We start from the raw sequence: 19,684 nt of genomic DNA on the forward strand, positions 1-19,684 counted from the left end.
GTCACTCTAGCCGAAGTGACGTTACCAAGTCACATCACTTATGCTGTGCGCATGGCTCGATGGGAACCGAACGCGCAGGAACGGCTGGTGCGCGCCGCACTGGAGCTCTTCACCGAGCAGGGCTACGACGCCACCACCGTCAACGAGATCGCCGATCGAGCCGGTCTGACCAAGACCACCTTCTTCCGGCACTTCCGCGACAAGCGGGAAGTGCTCTTCGCCGGCCAGGACACCCACACCCGGCTCCTCGCCGACGCGATCGCCGCGGCGCCCGGCCCGGCCACACCGCTCGAAGCGGTCCGCGCGGCCCTCGACGCCCTGACCGCCACCTTCACCGACGACCGCCGCGACGTCGGCGCCAGGCTCCGCCCGGTCATCGCCGGTCACACCGAACTACAGGAGCGCTCCGCCCTGAAGCGCGCCAAACTCGCCGAGGCCGTGACGGACGCGCTCCACCAGCGCGGCGTAGCGGAACCGACCGCGAGCCTCGCCGCCGAACTCGGCATCCGCGCCTTCTACGACGCCTTCGACCAGTGGGCCGATCCGGCGGGCAAGCAGACGCTCACCGAACTCACCCGCCACACTCTCGACGAACTCCGCGCCGCGCTGGTCGCACTCGGCTAGACCTCGTCCACCAGAGCCCGTCCACCCAGAGCAGCCCGTCCGCCCGGACCTCAGGTGGCGGTGGAGTCGGCCGTGCGCCGGGCATGGGCGTCGATCAGGGCGAGCGTGGCCTCGGGCCGTTCGATCTGGGGCAGGTGGCCGGCTCCGGGGATCACCTCGAAGCGGGCGTCGCCGAAGGCCGCGGCGTAGGCGGCGCCGTAGGCCGGTGTGACCACGCGGTCGCTCTCCCCCCACAGCAGGAGCGCCGGTGTGTCCACACGGCGCAGACGGCGCAGCAGTTTCGCGTCGTGCATATACGGCTCGCCCGCGAGCACGCGCATGGTGGCCATGTTGGCCTGCCGGATGGCGCGTTGGTCGGCCGGGATGTCGGCGGGGTCCACGTAGTAGCGGTCCGGGTCGTGCCAGGAGTGCTCCGCCACACCGCGGGCGTCCAGGGCGAAGAAGTCCGTGATCGGCTCGCCGGGGATGTCCACCCCGACCGCGTCGATCAGGACGAGGCCGCCGATGACACCCGCGGTGTCCCGCACCGCCATCTCGGCCGCGATCCAGCCGCCGAGCGAGGACCCGACGACCAGGGCGTCGCGCAGCCCGCGGTCGTGCAGGAGGTGCAGATAGGCCAGGGCCAGATCGTCCACGCCGGTCAGCCAGTCGGGGCGGGGCGTCCCCTCCCAGCCGGGGTGCACGGGCGCGAGCGTGTGCGCGGTGCGCGAGAGATGCGCGGCGATACCGGCGACCGTGGCGGGCCCGCCGCCTCCGTGCAGGACGAGCACCGGGCGGCCGGTGCCCGACTCGGAGAGGGTGAGGTCCAGTTCGTCGCACGCGGCCGCAGGAGCAAGGGAGTTCATGTCCGTTGTCATGGATCAGACTCTAACTAAGCTTCTTTAATTAAGCTAGTTTCATTGCGGGTAGACTTACGGCATGGATGCTGATGTGCAGGTTCTGGGGCGCGCGGTCAAGCAGGCGCAGTACCGACAGCACCGAGCGCTGGACAGCGCGCTGGGCGAGGTCGGTACGACGCTGGCGCAGTGGGACGCGCTGCGCGCCATCAGCGGCCGGCCCGGAGCCTCGGCACGCGAACTGGCCGCGGTGACGTTCCAGAGCGAGCAGGCGTTCGGGGCGCTCGTGGGCCGCCTGGCCGCCCAGGGGCTGGTGGAGCGCAGGCCGGGCCACGGACGCCGCATCGAACACCGCCTCACCCCCGCCGGCGAACAGACCCTGGCCGCCGGCCACCAGGTCAGCCAGAAGGTCCTGGCGGAGTGCTTCTCACCCCTCCCGGCCGCGGACCGGGCCACCCTGCTCGGCCTGCTGCGCCGGCTCAACGAGGAGGCCCCGCCCGCAACCGCCTGACGTCGCGGCCACCCTCATGCGCCCTGGCCGTAGAGCGCGGCGATGTCCTCGGAGCCGGCCCACCGGCTGTACGTGGGCTGCTGTGGCCACCCGTCGGGCGAGTCCTGCCATTCCTCCTGCCGCCCGTACGGCAACAGGTCGATCAGCGCGAAGGAGTGGCTGAGCTGCTCGGTGCCACGGCCGTTGGTGTGCCAGGTGCGGTAGACGGTGTCGCCGTCGCGCAGGAAGACATTGACGGCGAATCCGCCGCCGGGCGGGGCGCCGACGTCGGTACCGAACGGGCTGTTCGCCGTGGAGTACCAGGCCATCGCGTTCCCGACCCGCCGCTTGTAGGCGAGTGCCTCGTCGATCGGGCCCTGGGTGACGATGACGAACCGGGCGTCGTAGTTGCCCAGGAACTCCAGCCTGGTGAACTGCGAGGTGAACCCCGTGCAGCCCGGGCACTGCCACTTCTCGCCCGGGAACCACATGTGGTGGTAGACGATCAGCTGCCTCCTGCCGTCGAAGAGGTCCACCAGCCGAACCGGGCCGTCCTCGCCCTCGAGGGTGTAGTCGGGCATCTCGACCATCGGCAGGCGGCGGCGCTGGGCGGCGATCGCGTCGAGTTCCCGGGTCGCGGCCTTCTCCCGGACCCGCAGCGCTTCGAGCTCACGCCGCCAGGTGTCGGCGTCCACGACGGGCGGCACTGCGTTGGTGGTCATTCCGTGATCCCTTCCTGATCAGGTGTGGGGCGGGCGTTCTACAGATGCAGACCCCGCCCGGCCGCCGAACTCATCGGTGGCCGGCCACCCCGATCGGCGAGGCCCCGGCCACCGCCCGGGCGCGTTACGCTTTTTCAGAGTATCGACCGATATCGGTGGCTACGGAGGGGTATCGGGATGGTGCGTAGAGCCGGGGCCGATCCCGAGGCGAAGCGGATACCGGCCGGCTTCGCGGACGTGCCCGAGGCGCCCGCTCCGGCCCTCGCCCTCGTGAACTCCGACGGCACCATCCTGGCGTGGGGAGAGGGCTGCCGGCGGCTGCTCGGGCACCGCGCGGAGGACGTCGTGGGGCTGCCGGTGCGGGAGCTGCTGGAGACCCCCGTCGAAGCGGTGCGGTGGTCCCCGGCTCAAGGAGACCTGGGCAGGCATGGCGGCCGGCGGGCCGCCAACGCCGTCGTGAAGGTCAGGCACCGGGACGGCGAGCGCTTCCGGCTGACGGTGGAGACCATCGCGCTGACCGGCGCGGACGGCGAGAGCTGCTGGTTCGTGGCCATCACCGAGGCGCCGGATGGCGTGCCGACCGCCGATGCCGAAGCGGCGCTGCTGGACCGGTCGCCGCTGGCCGTGGCGGTGTGGGACGCCCGCGCACGGCTGTTGTGGTCGAACCGGGCCTGCCGGGAGATCGTGGGCCGCTCCGAGGTGGACCCGCCCACCCGGTCCACGCGGCGCGCCGTGCGCGGTTTCGACCGGACCGCCATCGAGCCGGTGATACGGCGGGTGCTGACCTCACGGGAGCCGGTCGGCGACCATGTGCTGCGCTGGGTGTCGCCGGAGCACGGCCGGGAGGTCGTCTTCTCCTCCTCGGTCTTTCCGCTCGCCCCCGAGCGCGGCGGCCCCCTGGCCGTGTGCACCGTCTCGTTGATCACCAAGAGCGGGGAGCGCGAGCGGCTGGCGCTGCTCGGCAGGGCGGCCAACCAGATCGGCACCACGCTCGATGTGATGACGACCGCGCAGGAACTCGCGGACATGGCCGTCCCCGCCCTCGCCGACTACGTCACGGTCGATCTGGCCGATGCCGTCCCGCTGGGCGGGGAGCCGCTGAAGCGGATGTCCGAGGCCCCCGCCGGCATCCCCGTCTTCCGCCGCGCGGGGCAGTCCTCCATCCACGGCGGTATGCCCGAGGCCGCCTTCCAGGTGGGGGATGTGGTGTACGTACCGCCCGGATCGCCGTTCCTCACCGCGCTGTACGGGGACGAGTCCTACTTCGAACCGGCCATGAGGACCGACCCGGGGACATGGCTCGACCGTGACCCCCAGCGCAGACAGCTCATCCATGACACCGGCATGCACTCGGTGATGATGATCCCGCTCAGGGCCCGCGGCACCATCCTCGGCATCGCCGTGTTCACGCGGACCGACAACGCCGTGCCCTTCACCCAGGACGATCTGCTGCTGGCGGAGGAGCTCTGCGTCCAGGCGGCGCTGAGCCTGGACAACGCCCGCCGCTACACACGGGAGCGGGCCGCCGCCCTCGCCCTCCAGCGCAGCCTCCTGCCGCAGGAGCTGTCGGGCGGCGCCGCGGTGGACCTGGCCGGCCGCTATCTGCCGTCGGACCGGCACGAGGGGGTGGGCGGGGACTGGATGGACGCCATCGAGCTGCCGGGCGACCGGATCGCCCTGGTCATCGGCGATGTCATCGGCCATGGCATCGACGCGGCCGCCGCCATGGGCAGGATGCGCACCGCGGTCCACACCCTGGCCGCCCTCGACCAGCACCCCGCGGAACTGCTCGACCACCTGGACAAGGTCACCGCCCGGCTCGCCGAGGCGGGCACCTGGTCCCCGGAGTACTCGTCGGTCACCGGCGGGACCTGCCTCTACGCCGTCTACGACCCGGCCACCCGCGTCTGCACCCTGGCGCGCGCCGGGCATCCGCCCCCGATGCTGGTGGCCCCCGACGGCCACGCCAGGATCGCCGACACACCGGTGGGCCCGCCGCTCGGCATCGGCACCGGGGCGTACGAATCCGTCGACCTGGAGCTCCCCGAGGGGAGTCTGCTCGCCTTCTTCACCGACGGGCTGGTGGAGACCCGGCAGGGCGACATCGACGCCGGTCTCGACCGGCTGCTCGCCGCGCTGCAACGCCCCTCGGCGAGCCTCGAGGAGCTGTGCGCCCGCGTCATCGCGAGGATGACCACGGACACTCCCCCGGAGGACGACATCGCGCTCCTCGTGGCCCGGACACACGCCGACAACGGCGGCCGGGCGGCCGCCCACGGGGAGCGCCGCGGACCGGCCGCCTGACGCACACCGCCCGTCACGGGATCGTGGCGGCGGCCACCTCCCGCAGCAGCCCCATCACGGCCTGGGCGCGGGCGGTCTGGGTCATGCCCTTCACCGAGGCGATCTTGACTTCGAGCGGGGGGCTGCCGTCCCGCAGCTCCAGTTCCGCGATCTCGCCGCCGCCGTAGGTCTGGCTGGTCGCCGGCCGCTGGTTCAGCACGGAGTATCCGAGCCCCCGGGCCACCAGGGAGCGCACCGTCTCATAGCTCCGGGTGCGGTAGCGGACATCGGGCGCGGTGCCGGTGGCGGCCACCAGCGAGCGGAAGTAGTCGCGGCTGTGCGGCAGGTCGAGCAGGACGAGGGGTTCCGCGGACAGTTCGGCCAGCTCCACGGTGCCCTGCCGGGCCAGGGGGTGATCGGCCGGGACGATGACGTAGGCCGGGGCCCGCGCGATGGTCTCGCCGCACAGGTCCGGCTCGGCCGACAGCCCGAGGCCGTAGGTGAGGGCGAAGTCGATGCGCCCCGCGCCCAGGGCCTCGATGAGCTGATCCGTCTCCGCCTCCACCACGTCGATCTCGATGCCCGGGTAGCGGCGGGTGCATTCGCTGAACAGCGGCGGCAGATAGTACGGCGCCAACGTCACGAAGCAGCCGACGGCCACCGGCCCGGAGACCGTCTCACCGTCTCCCCGGGCCTCCCGCTCGACCTCACGCGCGCGGGCCAGCAACTCCCGCGCGTGGCTCTGAAGCCGCTCCCCCGCGGGCGTCAGGGTCAGCCCCCGGCCCCTGCGGCGGATGAACAGCTGCACCCGCAGATCGCGCTCCAGGTTGTGGATGGCCGCGGACACGGCGGACTGGGCGATGTGGAGCGCCCCCGAGGCCTCGGTCATCGAACCGCGTTCGGCGGCGACGAGGAAGTAGCGGAGCTGGAGGAGGGTGAAACCCACCGGTGACGTCATACGTGGCCCTCGCGCCTGGTGATCGGTGTCCATTCCGGTGCCGACCCTATGCGGCGGCGGGTATCGACCCTGTGCAGCGGTGCCTACAGGGTGTCCGGCGGATCTTTCCCCTCCCCGCCCCTTCCCGTTACCAGGGACTCCGCCCCTGGACCCCGGGGTCTGGGGCGGAGCCCCAGTTTCGGGAAGGGGCGGGGAGGGGAGCAGCCCGCCGCAGGCGCCAAGATCGGCGCGTCGGCGATGTCCTCGGGGCGCAGCAGGGCGGACCCTTTGGTCTCCTTCAGGGACAGGGCGGCGACGAGGCCGCCGGCGGCGAACACCATCAGATAGGGGCCGGGCAGCAGGGTGGAGCCGGTCGCGGAGATGAGCACGGTCATCAGGTACGGCACCGTGCCGGCGAACAGGGCCGCGGTGAGGTTGTAGGCGATGGACAGGCCGCTCTGGCGGGTGCGGGTGGGGAAGATCTCCGCCGACCACACCGCGTAGGTGCCCAGGATCGCGGCGAGGATCACGCCGAGCAGCAGTCCAGCGATCCAGGTTCCGGCGAGCCCGGTCCGCATGAGGAGGAACGCGGGGGTGGCGGCGACCAGGAGGGCCGCGGTGGCGCCGACGAAGACCGGTTTGCGTCCCACGCGGTCGGACAGCAGCCCGAACACCGGGACCAGCACCAGCCCCAGCAGCGAGATCGCCGTGGACAGCAGGGCGGCGCTGCCGGCCGAGTGCCCCAGGTGGTCGGTCTCGTAGGTGACCAGGTACGTGAGCACCGCGTAGAAGGGCACGTGCATGGCCGCCATCAGGCCCGCCGCCTGGAGCAGCTGCCGCTTGTGGTGGCGGAGCAGCTCCCGTACGGGGGTGCGCGGCACGGCGTCGTTGGCCTCGAGCGTCCGGTACTCGGGGGTGTCCTCGATCTTGTTGCGGATGATGAAGCCGATGACGCCGAGCGGCGCGGAGATGAGGAAGGGGACGCGCCAGCCCCAGGAGGTCAGCTGGGCCTCGTCGAGCCCCGTCGACAGCAGCAGATAGACGAACGAACCGGCGAGGAAGCCCAGCAGGGAGCCGACCTCCAGCCAGCTCACTCCGAATCCGCGACGGCGCCGGGGGGAGCTCTCGGCGAGGAAGCTCGCCGCGCTGCCGAACTCGCCGCCCGCCGCGAATCCCTGGATCAGCCGCAGGATCACCAGGAGCACCGGGGCGCCGACCCCGATCGCGGCGTAGCCGGGCAGCAGACCGATGGTCAGGGTCGCGCCGGACATCATGAAGATGACCAGCGACAGTGTGCGCTTGCGGCCGATCCGGTCGCCGAGCGGCCCGAACACCATGGCACCGATGGGCCGGATGCCGAAGGACACGGCGAACACGCCGAACACGGCGAGCAGTCCGGTGGTGCCGTTCTCGTCCGGGAAGAACACGGTCGCGACCGTACCGGCGAGATAGGCGTAGGCGGCCCAGTCGAACCAGTGCACGAACACGCCGACGGCGCCCGCGGCAACGCTTCTGCGCAGGGCGACGGCGTCGGTGGCCACCTCGACCTCGGTCGTGGTGACGTCGGTGTGAGTGGTGGGCATTGCGCGCCTCCTTGGGGATGGGGTGGAAGAAGCCGGAGCTGTGCGGGTGCCGCCTCGGTCAGTGGCTCGCGTCTCGGTCCTGGCCCCGGTCCACACCGGTCCAGGCCAGCGCCGTCGCCCCGTCGAGCAGCGCCCGCTGGGCCATCCCGCCCACGCAGAACGCGGCGAACTCGTGCTGGTGGTTGGTGGCGGGCAGCGAGCCGATGCCGATGTAGGGGTGGATGGCGGGCACGACCTGCGAGACGTTGCCCATGTCGGTGGAGGCGCGGTTCATCCGGGCGGCCTGCCCGGGCGGCGCGAACTCCCGCCCCAGGGCGAGGGCGTTCGCGCGGTAGTGGCCGAGGGCGGTCTCGTCGTGACGGAACTCCGCGTACGGCTTGCTCTCCGGCTCGATCTCCAGCTCGCACCCGGTGGCGAGGGCGCCCGCCGCGAAGGCCCGCATGACCCGTGGTTCGAGCCCGGCCAGTTCGGCGAGGGTCTCCGCCCTGACGTACCAGCGGCCGGTGGCCCGCTCCGGGATGGCGTTCGGCGCGTCCCCGGCGTGGGTCACCACGCCGTGCACCCGGGCGGAGGACGGCAGTTGCTGGCGGAGCAGCCCGATGGCGACCTGGGCCACGGTGAAGGCGTCGGCCGCGTTGACCCCGGCCTCGGGGTAGGCCGCGGCGTGCGCGGATCTGCCGGTGTAGGAGATCTTGGAGTGGCTGACCGCGAACGGACGGGCCTCGGCGATGTCGACCGGCGCCGGGTGCGCCATCATCGCGAGGTCCACCCCGGCGAAGGCGCCCCGGTCGAGCATCTCGATCTTGCCGCCGCCGCCCTCCTCCGCCGGGGTGCCGTAGACCTCGACGGTGAGGCCCGCGTCGTCGGCGACGGCGGCCAGGCCCAGCGCGGCGCCGACCGAGCTCGCCGCGATGAGATTGTGCCCGCACGCGTGGCCGAGGCCGGGCAGCGCGTCGTACTCGGCGCACAGCGCGATCCGGACCGGTCCGCTGCCGAACCGGGCGTGGAAGGCCGTGTCCAGGCCCAGATAGGACGCGGTGACGTCGAATCCGGCGCGGTCCAGCGGCTCGGGTACGGCGGCCGCCGCCCGGTGTTCCTCCCAGGCGGTCTCCGGGTCGGCGTGCAGCCGCTCGGAGAGCCGGGTCAGCTCCTCGGCGTGCCGGTCGACCGCACGCCGGGCGGCCTCTTTCAGCGGCCCCGTCGTGCCCATGGCCGCCATCACCGATCGCCCGGCACGCCGTAGGAGGGGGCGGAGGCGGGATCGAGTCCCCGGCGCACGTAGTCGTCCCGCTGCGGCAGCCAGACGGCGAGGAGTTCGGCGAGCCGGTCAACGGGGTCGTCGGCCCAGTCCACGCGCAGATCGGTCACCCGCCAGTCCACGTCCGCGACGACCGCGAGGCCCGCGGAGTGCACCGGCCCCTCCTCGCCACCGGCCGCGACGGCCGCCTTCAGGGCGATGACCAGCCGCTCCTCCAGCTCCCCGGTGGCGGCGGAGTACGCGTCGAGGAGGACGCCGGGGATGTGCTCGCCGCACAGCATGTTGCCGGCCGCCACCGCGCCCTCGGCGGTGGCCGAGGCGTACCGGCCCAGGGTGTGCGACCCGCTGTGGGCGAACCCGGGCCCGGAGCGGCCCACCACGGTCAGCTGCCGGTAGGCGATGGACTTCGCGTTGCGCGCCGCGCCGGTGACACCGGCCAGGGCGCGTTCCGCGTCGCCGTGGTCCGCCAGCTCCGCCAGCAGACTGGTGCCGAGCGTGGGGTCGGTGATGTTCTGCGAAGCCGCCGCGCCGACCCCGGGCCGCAGATGGGCGACCCGGGCGGCGACCGCGGGACTGGACGAGCTGGCCACGATGCCGAACCGCTCGCCGTCGCGGACCACCAGGGAGAACGTCATGCCCGCACCTCCTCGGGGATCACCGCGACGGCGTCGATCTCGCACAGCCACTCCGGGCGCGCCAGGGCCGACACCACAAGGCCGGTGGAGATCGGGTGGACGCCCTTGGTCCAGCGGCCCACGGTGCGGTACACCGCCTCGCGGTAGCGCGGGTCGGTCAGATAGATGGTCAGCTTGACCAGGTGCTCCATCCGGCTGCCCGCCTCTTCGAGCAGCATCGCGATGTTCGCCATGGCCTGTTCGGCCTGCGCCCCGGCGTCGCCGATGCCCACCGACTCGCTGGTGTCGAGGTTCTGGCCGATCTGGCCCCGGACGTACACGGTGTTACCGGCGACGACGGCCTGACAGAGGTCGTTGTCGAGGTTCTGCTCGGGATACGTGTCGCGGGTGTTGAACGGGCGGATCCGGGTGTGCCCGCCGGCGACGATCGGGGCCTTGGCCGCCTTCGCCCGGCGGCCCTCGCTCGTGGAGGTCATCATCTGCTCCTCGTTGCTGCTCAGTTCTGCCAGGTGGTCGGCGTGGCGCCGGGCCGGTCGCCGGCGCCGTACGCGAGGTAGCCCCGCCGGGTCGTGATGTGGTCGGCCACGTAGCGGGCGTCGTGCCAGACGCCCCAGATGAAGCTCGATCCGCGGCGGGACAGCCAGGGCAGGCCCAGGAAGTAGACGCCGGGCTCGGACGACACGCCGCGCCGCTGGTCCGGCCGCCCGTGCTCGTCGAACGCGTCGACCTCGAGCCAGCTGTAGTCGGTGGCGAAGCCCGTCGCCCAGACGATCGAGGTGACCCCGGCCCCGGCCAGGTCGAGCTCCAGCCGGGGGTCGGCCACGCCCGCCGGGTCCGGGCCGAGGACGTGGGCCGCCGGCTCCTCGGGGAGGTCGAGCCCATTGCGCTCGACATACTCGTCGGCCGCCCGGAGGAGTTCGAGGTACTTGGCGTCGCCGAGAGCGATGTTGGTGGCGAGATCCGGCGCGAAGCGCAGCACACCGTCGTCGTAGGACGCGGTCAGGCCCACGAGTTCGATGCCGTCGGCGGCCAGGGCGCGGAAGTCCACGGTGTGGCCGCCGCGCGCGCCGCTCACCGCGATGGTGACGTGTTCGGCCCCCTGCGGAGGCGTCTCCGCGTCCCAGCGCCCGAGCACGCCGAGCCACCAGCAGAAGTCGCGTCCGCGGTACTCGCGGGCGGGACGGTCGTGCGGACCGACGGAGAGGAGGACCCGGCGGCCGGACCGGCGCAGCTCATCGGCGATCTGCACCCCCGAGGACCCGGCCCCGACCACGAGCACCGCGCCCTCGGGGAGCTGCCCCGGGTTGCGGTACGCGCTGGAGTGGAGCTGCGCGGGAACGGCGCCGTCCGGGACGATGGGCGGGATCACGGGCCGCTGGAACGGTCCGGTCGCGGCCACGACGAAACGCGCGTCGATGGGGCCCTCCGAGGTCTCGACCCGGAAGCCGGGCCGACCGGGGGGCTTGCGCACCGAGGTCACCTCGACACCGCACCGGATCGGGGCACCGATCTTCTCGGCGTACATGACGAAGTAGTCCGCGATCTGGTCCTTGGAGGCGAAGTCGTCGGGGTGGATGTCGGGGTCGACGTCGGAGAACTCCAGCCCCGGGAACCGGTCGTGCCACGCGGGCCCGTTCGCCACCAGGGAATCCCACCGCTCCGACCGCCACCGCTCGGCGATACGGTGCCGCTCCAGGACGATGTGCGGCACCCCGTGGGCCCCCAGGTGCTCGCTCATCGCCACACCCGCCTGGCCCGCCCCGACGACGACTACTTCGGTCTCTTCACTCAACGTCCAGCCTCCACTCAGGCGGTGGTCCATCCCGGTGTCGCGTTGACCGGGCCACCGCACGAGGGATCCTTGGACATGGCCGTAGTTCTGTCCAACAGATGTTTCCGTGGAAGGTGATCTGATTTATAGATTCAGAAATCTCGACTGAGCCCCTCGGGCCGTCGGCCACCCGGGCAAACATCGCGCGGATCTAGATCATCTTATCGAGTTAATGTCAATGGCTTCTCAGGGCCAACTAGGCGCACCAGCCGCTAGTGTTCCCGCGGATCTGGCCGGATTCCTGGACGTTTGCCCCCTTCCCCTTTCCCGGTGACACGCACGCACACCAGCCACCCCACCCCGCCGAGGAGCCACGCATGCCCGCCCCTGAGCCTTCCCCTCCGCTATCGCGTCTGCCTGCGGCCGCTTCCCGCTCCGGGGCGAACGCCGACGTCGCACGGATCCTGCGTGGTCCGAGCGGCCTCGGCACGGCAGGTCTGCGCCTGGCCCGGCGCGAGGAGCCGCCGACGCCACCAGCAACGCCGTCGGCGCCACCGACACCACTGACGCCGTCGGCGGCGGTTCCGGCGGAAGGCAACCCGATCCCGGGGCTCTATCACCACCCGGTGCAGGAGCCCGACCCCGGGCGGGTGGCGGAGGTCAGCCGCAGGATCAAGGAGTGGGCACTGGACGAGGTCGACCTGTACCCCGAGGAGTGGGAGGAGCAGTTCGACGGCTTCTCCGTGGGGCGCTATATGGTCGCCTGCCATCCGGACGCCCCCACCGTGGACCATCTGATGCTCGCCACACGCCTGATGGTGGCGGAGAACGCGGTGGACGACTGCTACTGCGAGGACCACGGCGGCTCGCCCATCGGCCTCGGCGGACGCCTTCTGCTGGCGCACACCGCCCTGGACGCCCTGCACACGACGCGGGAGTACCAACCGCGGTGGGCGGAGTCGCTCCACTCGGACGCGCCCCGGCGCGCCTACCGCTCCGCCATGGAGTACTTCGTCCAGGCGTCCAGCCCCTCCCAGGCCGACCGGTTCCGGCACGACATGGCCCGTCTGCACATGGGGTATCTCGCCGAGGCCGCCTGGGCGCAGACGGACCACGTCCCCGAGGTGTGGGAGTACCTGGCGATGCGCCAGTTCAACAACTTCCGCCCGTGCCCCACCATCACCGACAGCGTCGGCGGCTACGAACTACCGGCCGATCTGCACGCCCAGCCCGCCATGCAGCGGGTCATCGCGCTCGCCGGAAACGCCACCACCATCGTGAACGACCTGTACTCGTACACCAAGGAACTGGCCAGCCCTGGCCGACATCTGAACCTGCCCGTGGTGATCGCCGAACGCGAGGGCCTCTCCGACCGCGACGCCTATCTGAAGGCGGTCGAGGTCCACAACGACCTCATGCACGACTTCGAGGCCGAAGCCGCGGCCGTGGCCGTCGCCCTCCCCGGCCCGACCGCGCAGCGCTTTCTCCGGGGCGTGGCCGCGTGGGTCGACGGCAACCACTACTGGCACCAGACCAATACCTTCCGCTACAGCCTGCCCGATTTCTGGTAAGAAGAATGGAACCATCTGTGACCAGCACCGACCTCAGCGCCGACGTCGCCGCCGCCTCTTCCTCCAGCGCCGCCATGTTCATCCCCGCCCCGGCGACCCCCTACCAGGGGGACATCGCCCGCTACTGGGACCGCGAGGCCAGGCCCGTGAACCTGCGTCTCGGCGATGTCGACGGCCTTTACCACCACCACTACGGCATTGGAGACGTCGACCGCGGCGCCCTCGGGGACATCGGCGACAGCGCTTACGAGAAGAAGTTGATCGCCGAGCTCCACCGCCTGGAGTCGGCACAGGCCGAGCTCCTCCTGGACCACCTCGGCCCGATTGAACGTGACGACACGCTCGTTGACGCCGGCTGCGGCCGCGGCGGCTCGATGGTCATGGCCCACCAGCGCTTCGGGTGCCGGGTCGAGGGCGTCACCCTGTCGGCCAAGCAGGCCGACTTCGCCAACCAGCGCGCCCGCGAACTCGGCATCGAGGACCATGTCCACGCCCGCGTCTGCGACATGCTCGATACGCCCTTCGAGACCGGGCGGGCCGCGGCCTCGTGGAACAACGAGTCAAGCATGTACGTGGACTTGGAAGACCTCTTCGCCGAGCACTCCCGCATCCTCGCGACCGGCGGGCGCTATGTGACCATCACCGGCTGCTGGAACCCGCGTTACGGCCAGCCCTCGAAGTATGTCTCCCAGATCAACGCGCACTTCGAGTGCAACATCCACTCCCGCCGGGAATACCTGCGCGCCATGGCCGACAACCGCCTCGTACCGCAGGCCGTCATCGACCTCACCCCCGCGACCCTGCCGTACTGGGAGTTGCGGGCCACGTCCGCACTGGTCACGGGCATTGAGAAGGCGTTCATCAACTCCTACAAGGACGGTTCCTTCCAGTACCTGCTCATCGCGGCCGACCGCGTCTGACCGTCGGCCGCCGTCCCACGCCGTCCCGCGGCCTTCCCGCGGGCGGGGGCATGGGTCCGGAGGGCGCCCATGCCCCCGCCCGGTCCGCGGTCAGCCGCTGGAACCGCGGACCACGAGCTCGGGTTTCAGGACGACGTCATCGCTGCCGCCGTCGAGGAGGGCGAGTGATGCCTCGACCATGCGCTCGGCGGTCGAGCCCAGGGTGGTGAGCCCCGGCGCGGCGGTGTCGGAGATGTACGTACCGTCGAAGCTCGTGATCGCGTACTCGGCGGGCACGCGCTTACCGGCGTGCTGAAGCGCCGTCAGCAGGCCGAGCGCGACCGTGTCGGCGGTGCAGATGATCGCATCTGTGTCGCCGGGGTCCGCGAGCAGGAGCTTCGCCGCGTCCGTGCCGCTCGCCACCGTGAAGTTCGGCATTTCCAGCACCCGGTCGTCCGGCCCGGCGAGCGCGCGGAACGCGGCGGTGCGCTCGATGCTCGACGAGGAGTCCTCCTGGGCGTCGACCATCAGGATGCTGCGGCGGCCCCGCGCCCGCAGGTGCTCCACGAGCAGGCGGACCCCCGCCGCGTTGTCGAGCCGTACCGACGGCGCTTCGACGCCTCGTGCGCGGCGGTCGACCTGCACGACCCGGTTGGACCGCGCGAGTTCCGTGATCGCCGCGCCACTGCGTTCGAACGCCGCGGGCACCACGAGCACCGCGTCCACCAGCACCCGGTCCATGGCGCCGAGCTGGCGCTGCTCGGTCTCCGGGCTCTCGCCCGTGTCGATGGTCACCAGCCGCTTGCCCTCGAGGTCCAGGCGGCGCGAATACGCCGACACCAGCTCCGCGAAGTACGCGTTCGCGATCGCCGGAACGACAAGGGCCAGGGAATCCGTCGACTGAATCCGCAGCGCCCGCGCCGCCGCGTTCACCCGGTAGCCCAGTTCCTCACAGGCGTTCCGCACCCGCAGCGCCAGCTCCGGATCGACATTGCGCTGAACGCCGGACAGCACCCGGCTCGCCGTCGGCACCGACACCCCCGCGCGCAGTGCCACGTCCTTCAAGCCTATGCGCGCGCCCATCCTGATCTCCCCTGATTCCGGCCGGCCGATGCTATCAGGACGGTCTCGACGACCCATTGACTCGGCAGGGGCTGCCGTGCTTGGGTTCGGAAATGGTTTTCCCGGCGATGAGCGTACGCTACGACCGCCCGCCGCGGGCCCCGAGGGCCGGCGGTTTAGCGGCCCACCCCGCCGCTTAGCGCTCCGCCTCACCGCCGTACACGCCTCCCACCGCGGGCGCGACGGCGGTCACCGCGCACGGCGCACGTCTCACGTCTCACCCGGAGCCGCGTCGCCCCCGGACGCGGTCGACGCACCACCCGAGCGTGCACCCCCGAACGCGCACCCACGACTTCCCCGAGCCCGAAGCCCGAAGCCCGAAGCTCGGCCATCCGCTCCTCCCCACCTCGCCATACGTCGAAAGGCGCCCTTCCATGAGCAGTGAGGCTCAGCAAGGTCGTAGAGGCACGACCGTCGAATCGAACGGCGTCAATCCCGTTCCCGATGCCGAACGGCGCGGGAAGCCGCGGGGCCTGTTCGCCGTGTGGTTCGCCTGGAACATCTCGATCCTCGGCATCAGCTACGGCATCTTCGTCTTCGGCCTCGGCCTGAACGTCTGGCAGACGATCGTCGCCGGAACCGCCGGCTACCTCATTTCGGCCACTCTCGTCGGCATCCTCGCGGTCGGCGGACCCCGTACGGGACTGCCGACCCTCGCCCAGACGCGCTTCGCGTTCGGCATGAAGGGCAACAGGATCCCCGCGTTCTTCGCCTACCTGTCCAATATGGGCTGGAAGGTGACGATCGTCACCCTTGCCTCGACCACCGGTGCGAACCTGTTCGCGAAGCTGTGGCCGTCGGTGTTCGCCGACGCGGACGGGTCGAGCGCCACCTCCACGATCGTGCTGTGGTTCGTGCTCGTGCTCGCCCTGACGATGACGGTCTCCGTCCTCGGCCACGAGCTCATCATGAAGGTCGAGGTCTGGATCTCCTGGGTGACCGGCATCATGACAGTCGCGTTCCTCGGATTCATGGTGCCCGAGATCTCGTGGGCGCACCTCGGTGACACCCCCGCGGGCGGACCGCTGGTGTTCATCGGCGGCATCATCATGGCGATGACCCTCGTCGGCCTCGGCTTCCTCAACTACGGCGGGGACTTCGCCCGTTACCTCCCGCGCAACACCCCGGCGCGCGGCGTGATCGGCTGGACGGTCACCGGGCTCAGCCTGCCGGTCGTCATCCTCCTCGCCGTGGGCGCGCTGCTCGTCGGCGGGGATTCCAAGCTCGGTGCCGCCACGGCGTCCGACCCGATCGGGGCGCTCACCGCGCTCCTGCCGATGTGGTTCTTCGTTCCCTTCTCCGTCGTGATCGTCATCTCGCTCGTCTCGGCCGCCATCACCGGCATGTACAGCTCCGGCCTCGCGCTGATGGCCGTCGGCGTACCGCTGCGCCGCTCGGTGACGACCTCGATCAACGCGATCATCATCGCGGCGGGCGCCTTCTACCTGCTGTTCATCTCCACCTCGTTCCTCGCGACGTTCCAGTCGTTCCTGTCGCTCATCGCCGTGATGATGGGCACCATGGGCGGTATCCAGCTCATCGACTTCATCCGGCAGCGCCGCATGGGCTGGAACACCGACATGGCGAATCCGCGCGGCTACGGTGGCCGCGACGGGCGCTGGACGGCGATTCTCAGCCTGGTCACCGGAACCGTCGTCGGCCTCGGCCTCGTGACCAGCTCCGACCCGAACTTCGCGAAGATCACGGGATTCCTCCTCACCGAGAAGGGCCGCACCGGCGTGTTCGGATCGAGCGGGCTCGGCATCGTCATCGCCCTGGTGCTCGGCGCCGCGCTCTACGCGATCCTCACGTTCGGGCTCCGGCTGGACCCGAAGCCCGACTACTCGCTCGTGACCACGGCGGACGCGCCGCCCGAGGGGAACACCACCGAGCTCCGGAGTCCCGACCCGGCCGTCAGTCACGCGGCCGACCGCAGCACCGAACGCTGACCGACCTGGTGGCGGCGAGGCCCATCCGGACCTCGCCGCCGCTCGAGGAGCTGACCCCTTGTCCGCCTTGCCTGTTTCATCCGCCTCGTCCGCACATGAGACCGCGCTGCGCCGCTTCCGGAACCCGGACCCCTGGCACGCGCCCGCCGCCTACTGGTTCTGGCACCGGCTGCCCGACGAGGACACGATCCGCGCCCAGGTGCGGCAGATGCACGACGCCGGGATCCGGAGCTTCCAGGTGCAGGCGCGTTTGTCGTACCCGATCGAGGGCTACTTGGACGACGACTACCTCGCCGCGTGCCGTACGGCCGTCGAAACGGCCGCCGGACTCGGCATGATCGTCGGCGTTTACGACGACTACAACTGGCAGACCGGCCACGCCGCGGGCCGGGCCGTGACCGGCCACGACGAGCTGCGTGAACGGCATCTGTTCTGGGTGCGGATCCCCGCGGGCGCGAGCGAGGGATCGCTCAGCGGGATCCGCTCGGCGACGGAGAACCTCGGCCCGGCCGCGATGGACTGGCACTACGAGGGCGGCGTCGTCGCCTGGGCCGACTGGCGGGTCGAGTACGCGCTCGTCGTGGAAGCCGTGGAGGCCGCGGGAGCTGTAGGAACCGCGGAAGCCGTGGAAGCCATAGGGACCGTGGAATCCGCGGAAGGGGAGCAGGGCGTGGCCGCCGAGCGGCCCGAGCTCGTCGACCGCGTGGACGGCGCCACCGACGGATGCCGTGTCCGCCTCGTCGAGCCCGTGCCCGACGGCGCGGAGGCGATCGTGTTCGTCTCCGCCCGCTGCGCGACCTCCCGCCTCGTGAACCCCGTCGACCCGGTCGCGGTCGATCGCTTCATCGAGGCCGGTTACCAGCCCTTCGCCGACGCCCTGGGCGACTTCTTCGGCTCCACCGTCGCCTATATGTTCTTCGACCAGCCGCATGCCGTGTACTACGACTGGGCGGAGCGCACCGGAGACCTGCGTTCGGCCATGCCGTTCCACGAGAGCCTGGCCGTCTCGATCCGGGAGCGCTGGGGCGGGCGGACCCCCCAGGTGCTCGCCGCCGTGCTCGACGGGGACGACCCGGAGCGGCTGAGCCTGCGCGCCCAGTTCTACGAGCACTTCAGCGGCTACGCGATGGAGACGTTCCTCGGCAGGCTGCGCGGCTGGAGCCACGCCCACGGCCTGCGTCAGTCCGGCCATGAGGTCCTCGGGCACGTCGGCGGCTGGGCGCTCGACACCGCGTTCGCGAACTGGGACCTGCGGGTGAACTTCGGGCTCGACCACTTCGGCGTCGACGGCTACCGCGATCTCACCGCGGTGGACGCGCAGGACGCCCTGGTGCAGCTCAGCCCCGTGTTCGGCGATTCGGTCGCCCGCCACCACGGCCGCGGCGGGACGATGGTCGAACAGTACTTCGTCACCCCGCCCGACGGCGGGACCCCGTGGTCCGGCCACTGGGGGCTCACCTTGCAGGAGTTGCGCACCACGGCGATCAACCACCATCTCCAGGGCATGCGGCAGATGATCTTCCACGGCTTCTACCAGACCCACGGCCATGGAGACGATCACGAGTCGCTGCGGAATCCGCGCTTCGACTTCCCCCCGGGCATCAACTTCGAGCCGTGGTTCGCCGATCACCACCCGCGGTTCGCGCTCGAGAGCGCGCGGCTGAGCGAATTCCTCGAACCGGTGTCGCCACAGAGCGATGTGGCGGTCCTGTACCCGTTGCGTACGGTGTGGACCGCGGGGCAGCTCGGCGAGCAGGCGACGGCGCTGGGCGAGTGGGCCCGCGCGCTCACCGAATCCCGGGTGGGCTTCCACCTCGTGGACGAACGCGATCTCGGCGCCGCCACCGTGGCGGAAAGCGCGATGTGGATCGGGGACCGCCGGTACCGGGCACTCGTGCTCCCCGCCGTGACAACGCTGCGCTCGGCGGCCTCGATGCGCCGGCTTCGCCGCCTGGCCGAATCGGGCGTACGGGTGCTCGGAAGCGGCGCGACGCCCGCCGTCTACCAGGAGGGGCCACAGACCGCCGCCGAGGACTGGGCGGACCTCGCCCCCGCCGTGGAGATGTTCCACGCGGTCCCCGGGGAGGCGGTCCTGCGCGGGCTCGCCGCGCAGCGTGCGCGGACCGAGCCAACGCTGCGCGTGCCCGTGGGCTCGGCTGTGCGCTGGCGCGGCGGCCCGGACGCGGCCGACGGCTTCCGCTTCGCGTGCTTCACCGAGACCGAGGGCACGGTGGAACTCCTGCTGCCCGACGGGCCCTGGCACATCGAGGAGTGGGACGCCGCCGACGGCACCGTGCGCACCCTCGAAGCGGCTGAGAGCCCGGTGATCGTGCTGCGGCTGGAGCGGAACGCACTGCGCCTGTTGCGTGTGCGCGGGAACGCGGAGCCCGCTTCCGGCCGGGCGGGCGCCACGAGGGATTCCGAGGCCGCGGCCGGTCCCAGCACAGACACCGAGGCCGGTCACGGCACAGGGGCCACGGCCGGTCCCGGCACACCGCAATGGTCGGCGCCGGAGCCGCTCGAATCCGGCTGGCTGCTCGAGGTCGCCGAGGACGCGTACGAGGAGGCGGGCACCCGCCGCGACATCGCGGTGACATGCGGCTGGGAGCGGCAGGGCCTTCCGGCGTTCGCGGGCACCGCCGACTATGTGCGGCGGATCGAGCTCGACACGCCGGTCCCCCTGGAGCTGACGCTCCCGGCCGTCGCCGGAGCCGTGGCCGTGTCCGTGAACGGCATGCGGGTGGCGGAGCGCGCCTGGGCGCCGTACCGCGTCACGATCCCCGCCGACGCCCTGCGGCCCGGGGGGAACGAACTCCGCGTCCGGGTCGCGCCGTCGGCGGCCAACCGCTACTACGCCGGGACCGGGCTCCGCGCCGAGCCCGAGCCGTGCGGGCTGCTCGCGCCGCCACTGCTGCGCCACGCGCTCAGGATCCCGAACCCCGGCGCCTCCCCGGACGGTTTCGGCTCCGGCCCCCGCTCATCCTCGATCACGGAAAGGTGATCC

At 71.5% G+C, this 19,684-nt stretch carries 16 protein-coding genes; 7 read left to right on the top strand and 9 right to left on the bottom strand.

Translation table 11 applies throughout. The features are described from left to right. Positions 1–51: 51 nt before the first annotated feature. Positions 52–624, top strand: a complete 573-nt coding sequence (locus tag ACT2CW_RS22150; RefSeq protein ID WP_445517954.1) for a TetR/AcrR family transcriptional regulator — start codon at positions 52–54, stop codon at positions 622–624. Positions 625–674: 50 nt separating this feature from the next. On the opposite strand, the gene ACT2CW_RS22155 is transcribed toward ACT2CW_RS22150, so the two are convergent. Beyond that, positions 675–1,481: an alpha/beta fold hydrolase gene (locus ACT2CW_RS22155; RefSeq protein ID WP_445517955.1), complete on the bottom strand. Its 807-nt coding sequence runs from the start codon at positions 1,479–1,481 to the stop codon at positions 675–677. A 61-nt stretch (positions 1,482–1,542) separates the two neighbouring features. Here ACT2CW_RS22155 and ACT2CW_RS22160 point away from each other — a divergent pair, with 61 nt between their 5' ends. After that, the gene (locus tag ACT2CW_RS22160) at positions 1,543–1,971 is read left to right on the top strand and encodes a MarR family winged helix-turn-helix transcriptional regulator (RefSeq protein ID WP_414080341.1); all 429 of its coding nucleotides are present in this window, start codon (positions 1,543–1,545) and stop codon (positions 1,969–1,971) included. Positions 1,972–1,985: 14 nt separating this feature from the next. On the opposite strand, the gene ACT2CW_RS22165 is transcribed toward ACT2CW_RS22160, so the two are convergent. Continuing rightward, positions 1,986–2,672 carry a DUF899 domain-containing protein gene (locus ACT2CW_RS22165; RefSeq protein WP_445517956.1) on the bottom strand — a complete coding sequence of 229 codons (687 nt, stop codon included), beginning with the start codon at positions 2,670–2,672 and terminating at the stop codon, positions 1,986–1,988. Between the two features lie 177 nt (positions 2,673–2,849). Between ACT2CW_RS22165 and ACT2CW_RS22170 the strand changes: the two genes are divergently transcribed. Then, positions 2,850–4,976, top strand: coding sequence for a SpoIIE family protein phosphatase (locus ACT2CW_RS22170; RefSeq protein ID WP_445517957.1), 2,127 nt, complete (start codon positions 2,850–2,852; stop codon positions 4,974–4,976). Positions 4,977–4,989: 13 nt separating this feature from the next. Here the strand turns inward: ACT2CW_RS22170 and ACT2CW_RS22175 are convergent, their stop codons facing one another. From ACT2CW_RS22175 to ACT2CW_RS22200, 6 genes are all read right to left on the bottom strand, one after another. After that, entirely contained in the window at positions 4,990–5,913 is a 924-nt protein-coding gene (locus ACT2CW_RS22175) for a LysR family transcriptional regulator (RefSeq protein WP_445517958.1), read from the bottom strand. A gap of 83 nt (positions 5,914–5,996) precedes the next feature. Further along, positions 5,997–7,475 carry an MFS transporter gene (locus ACT2CW_RS22180; RefSeq protein WP_445517959.1) on the bottom strand — a complete coding sequence of 493 codons (1,479 nt, stop codon included), beginning with the start codon at positions 7,473–7,475 and terminating at the stop codon, positions 5,997–5,999. 58 nt (positions 7,476–7,533) lie between these two features. After that, positions 7,534–8,685: a M20 family metallopeptidase gene (locus tag ACT2CW_RS22185; protein WP_445517960.1), complete on the bottom strand. Its 1,152-nt coding sequence runs from the start codon at positions 8,683–8,685 to the stop codon at positions 7,534–7,536. 8 nt (positions 8,686–8,693) lie between these two features. Further along, entirely contained in the window at positions 8,694–9,368 is a 675-nt protein-coding gene (locus ACT2CW_RS22190; RefSeq protein WP_414080336.1) for a DUF1028 domain-containing protein, read from the bottom strand. Then, complete coding sequence (locus ACT2CW_RS22195) at positions 9,365–9,847, bottom strand: RidA family protein (RefSeq protein ID WP_445517961.1); 483 nt, start codon at positions 9,845–9,847, stop codon at positions 9,365–9,367. The genes ACT2CW_RS22190 and ACT2CW_RS22195 overlap by 4 nt, the downstream gene beginning before the upstream one ends. A 17-nt stretch (positions 9,848–9,864) precedes the next feature. After that, positions 9,865–11,160 carry a flavin-containing monooxygenase gene (locus ACT2CW_RS22200; protein ID WP_445517962.1) on the bottom strand — a complete coding sequence of 432 codons (1,296 nt, stop codon included), beginning with the start codon at positions 11,158–11,160 and terminating at the stop codon, positions 9,865–9,867. A gap of 254 nt (positions 11,161–11,414) precedes the next feature. Here ACT2CW_RS22200 and ACT2CW_RS22205 point away from each other — a divergent pair, with 254 nt between their 5' ends. Together ACT2CW_RS22205 and ACT2CW_RS22210 are read left to right on the top strand one after the other, a co-directional pair. Then, positions 11,415–12,710, top strand: a complete 1,296-nt coding sequence (locus ACT2CW_RS22205) for a family 2 encapsulin nanocompartment cargo protein terpene cyclase (RefSeq protein ID WP_445517963.1) — start codon at positions 11,415–11,417, stop codon at positions 12,708–12,710. Positions 12,711–12,784: 74 nt separating this feature from the next. Further along, entirely contained in the window at positions 12,785–13,630 is an 846-nt protein-coding gene (locus tag ACT2CW_RS22210) for a geranyl diphosphate 2-C-methyltransferase (protein ID WP_445518126.1), read from the top strand. Positions 13,631–13,720: 90 nt separating this feature from the next. Here the strand turns inward: ACT2CW_RS22210 and ACT2CW_RS22215 are convergent, their stop codons facing one another. Beyond that, positions 13,721–14,692 carry a LacI family DNA-binding transcriptional regulator gene (locus tag ACT2CW_RS22215; protein ID WP_182473741.1) on the bottom strand — a complete coding sequence of 324 codons (972 nt, stop codon included), beginning with the start codon at positions 14,690–14,692 and terminating at the stop codon, positions 13,721–13,723. A 413-nt stretch (positions 14,693–15,105) separates the two neighbouring features. On the opposite strand from ACT2CW_RS22215, the gene ACT2CW_RS22220 reads away from it, so the two are divergent. Both ACT2CW_RS22220 and ACT2CW_RS22225 read left to right on the top strand, forming a co-directional pair. Next, a complete protein-coding gene (locus ACT2CW_RS22220; RefSeq protein ID WP_445517964.1) occupies positions 15,106–16,680 on the top strand; it encodes a purine-cytosine permease family protein in 1,575 nt (524 codons plus the stop codon). Between the two features lie 58 nt (positions 16,681–16,738). Beyond that, a complete protein-coding gene (locus ACT2CW_RS22225; protein ID WP_445517965.1) occupies positions 16,739–19,681 on the top strand; it encodes a hypothetical protein in 2,943 nt (980 codons plus the stop codon). The last annotated feature ends 3 nt before the right edge of the window (positions 19,682–19,684 follow it).

This window comes from Streptomyces sp. NEAU-174, from assembly GCF_052665095.1.